The organism is Pseudooceanicola nitratireducens (assembly GCF_900109195.1).
Taxonomy (GTDB): Bacteria; Pseudomonadota; Alphaproteobacteria; order Rhodobacterales; family Rhodobacteraceae; genus Pseudooceanicola; species Pseudooceanicola nitratireducens.
The window spans coordinates 1-2,698 of sequence record NZ_FNZG01000027.1 but is presented as its reverse complement, the minus strand read 5'-3'; the positions used below and the strand labels follow the sequence as shown (position 1 = coordinate 2,698).

2 protein-coding genes are annotated in these 2,698 nt (G+C 55.1%); both read left to right on the top strand.

Going from position 1 to position 2,698, the window contains the following annotated elements; genetic code table 11:
* Nucleotides 1-373 precede the first annotated feature (373 nt).
* On the top strand, nt 374-1,585 hold the full coding sequence (locus tag BMX99_RS19390; protein ID WP_244525689.1) for a DNA cytosine methyltransferase: 1,212 nt from the start codon (nt 374-376) through the stop codon (nt 1,583-1,585).
* A gap of 4 nt (nt 1,586-1,589) precedes the next feature.
* A complete protein-coding gene (locus BMX99_RS19385) occupies nt 1,590-2,504 on the top strand; it encodes a NotI family restriction endonuclease (RefSeq protein WP_093455156.1) in 915 nt (304 codons plus the stop codon).
* Nucleotides 2,505-2,698: the final 194 nt, after the last annotated feature.

The window sequence follows — 2,698 nt, the reverse complement described above, 5'->3', positions numbered from 1 at the left end:
CGAGTGTCATGGTGTGATCCTTTCCGTTGATCGTCGTTGGACGGATCGTGGAAAAGACCGGGGGCATGAGAGCGGGCTGCACCCGGCACGGGGCGCAATGAAATGGAGCACGCCGGGGGCAGGTTTGTTGTGAGCGATGCTCCGCAGCGCTCAAGGCGCAAGCCGTCCAGAAACCTGCCCAAGGCGTTGCAGGCTGCTCAACCCCGGGCTAGCGATCTGAAAGGCCAACAGGTCGACGGAAAGGCGCGCGGCGGTGGCACTGGAAATCTGCGAGACCGATTGATCGCTAGCAGGAACAAACAGAGAAGACTTCGTTGAATCTTTCATGCTATCGATGTGCATGGTAGAGCATGAGAAAAAGAGGAGAGGCGTCTTGGAAGCGCAGTACACATCGATTGATCTGTTTGCTGGCGCCGGCGGCCTTTCTGAAGGGTTGCGGGCTTCCGGCTTCAAATCTCTGTATGCGAACGAAATCATGGCGCGCTACGCTGAAACATATGCGCTGAACCACCCTGAGACCTTCGTCGAGTCACGTGACATTCGGCTGGTAGATGCCAGCGAAGTGCGCCATCGGTTAGGTCTGGAAAAAGGCGAACTTGATCTCGTCGCAGGCGGTCCCCCCTGCCAGGGTTTTTCAATCAACGCGCCCAAGCGATCTTTGGACGACGAACGAAACAGCCTTTTTCTCGAGTTCCTGCGATTTGTCGATGAGTTCGAACCGAAGGCTGTCTTGATCGAAAACGTTCCGGGTCTTGTCTCGTTTGAAGGTGGCGGTACGTTGCAGGCAATCCTGCAGGCTTTGGGTCAGCACGGTTACCGTGCAGATGTGAAAATCCTCTATGCCCCGCATTTCGGCGTGCCTCAGACGCGTTGGCGAACGGTGATAATCGGAATTCGCGGGGATGAAGCCGATCCCCTCAGCGCCTTCCCCGAGCCAGTCCGAAATGCACCCCTGCGGGTGAATTTTACCTCGAGTTTCGAGGGCAAGAATATTGTGGCCCTGCCGACAAACCTTGAGCTGCCGTCTTTTGTGAGCGTTCGCGATGCGATCGATGATCTACCCACGCTTTCGAACGGGGAAACCGGTGCAAAGCGCAAGGACTACAAGACGGGGCCACAGAACGATTTTCAGGCGGCCATGCGGAACGGTAGCAACTCAGTCCAGAACCACGAAGCTCCGCGCCTTGGCGAAATCAACATCAAGCGCCTGTCGTTCATTCCCCCTGGAGGGAATTGGACAGACATCCCCGAAGATCTGTTGCCGAAGGGTATGAAGCGAGCACGTCGATCTGATCACACGAAACGTTACGGTCGGGTCGCGCCACATGGACTTGCGTCGACCATTCTGACGAAATGCGACCCGCATTGGGGAGCCTACTTCCACTACGACCAAGACCGTTGCTTCACAGTCAGGGAGGCAGCAAGGATTCAAACCTTCCCAGACAAATTCCGGTTTGCCGGATCGCGTGTTGAACAATACGAACAAGTTGGGAATGCCGTTCCACCTCTGCTTGCTGCGGCCATTGGACGGTCAATCAGAGCTGTCCTCGAAGTGATGCCAGAACGCGAAAGAAAGATTTCGTAACACCATGGCAGCAACTATTTTCGAGTTCTTTGGGTATCGCGCCGATGATGTATCCGAGGTGGCAAAGCATGCCGCGGATACAGAAATCTGCCCCATTAGTGGGGATACATGTCAGAAGAGCTTTAACGATGGGGTTGTTTCGGGCGTTTGCGCCATCAAGCCAATCACGAGCGAGCCAGTCATATGCTGCCCGATCAGGCTGTACGCTGACGATTACCGAATTTTGTCTGACATTGCAGGCCGTGCATTTCGCCCCGGCCTGAGACTGGTCGCTGGTAGAGACGCGGTGAAGCATGCTGCTGACCATGAAGAAGAGTGCGTTGCAGTTTTCGGCAAGGGCTGGGGCGGGGAACTCCGATTACCTCAGAAATCGAAAAAAGGGGGCTACTTTGTCGATTGGGTGCTGGCGAGGCTCAGCAACAAAGGCGATCTCGTCGAATTCGTTGCAGTCGAAGTACAGACAATTGATACCACAGGCACTTATCGACCAGGTTACGAAGCTCTGAAAGCAGACCGGTCCGTGGAGAAGACAACTGCTGGGCTTAACTGGGAGAACGTCGCCAAACGAATTTTGCCACAGCTGATTTACAAGGGGCAAATCCTGCAACGCGAAGAGCTTTGTCGAAGCGGCCTATTCTTTGTGTGCCCTGCTCCGGTGTTTGAGCGGATTATGGAACGACTGGGTGGCCAAGAGGGTCTGATCCGATACGCGCTGCAGCCAGCATCGATAACCTTCGCGGTTTATGACTATGACATGCCTAAGGCCGCAACCGTTGGGAATCTGATCTCTTTGAAAAACACTCTAAATCACTCAACCACGGTCTACAAAGTTCAGGAAGCCTTCAACAACGTTACGCTACCAGTCGAGAACGTATACCGAGACGCGATCCTTCGAGCACTGGGCAGCTCCGGGGAATAGTTCAGCATCCCGAATGATCATTGCTTGGGATTGAGCTCTCCCGTTGCAAGCTGGGTTTGCTTACGAACCGACGGCCTATCGATTTGTCTTGGCGCCGAGAAAAGCCAGACCGCCGGAGCGGTCTGGCCCTTGGCTTAGGCGGCGTCTTTGGGCCCCCAAGGGATGACGGCCTGCAGGGACAGATCGTCCTGGTT

Bases quoted from the DNA above. Each gene is read 5' to 3' on its own strand.
- BMX99_RS19385 (WP_093455156.1), top strand. From the start codon at position 1,590: ATGGCAGCAACTATTTTCGAGTTCTTTGGGTATCGCGCCGATGATGTA.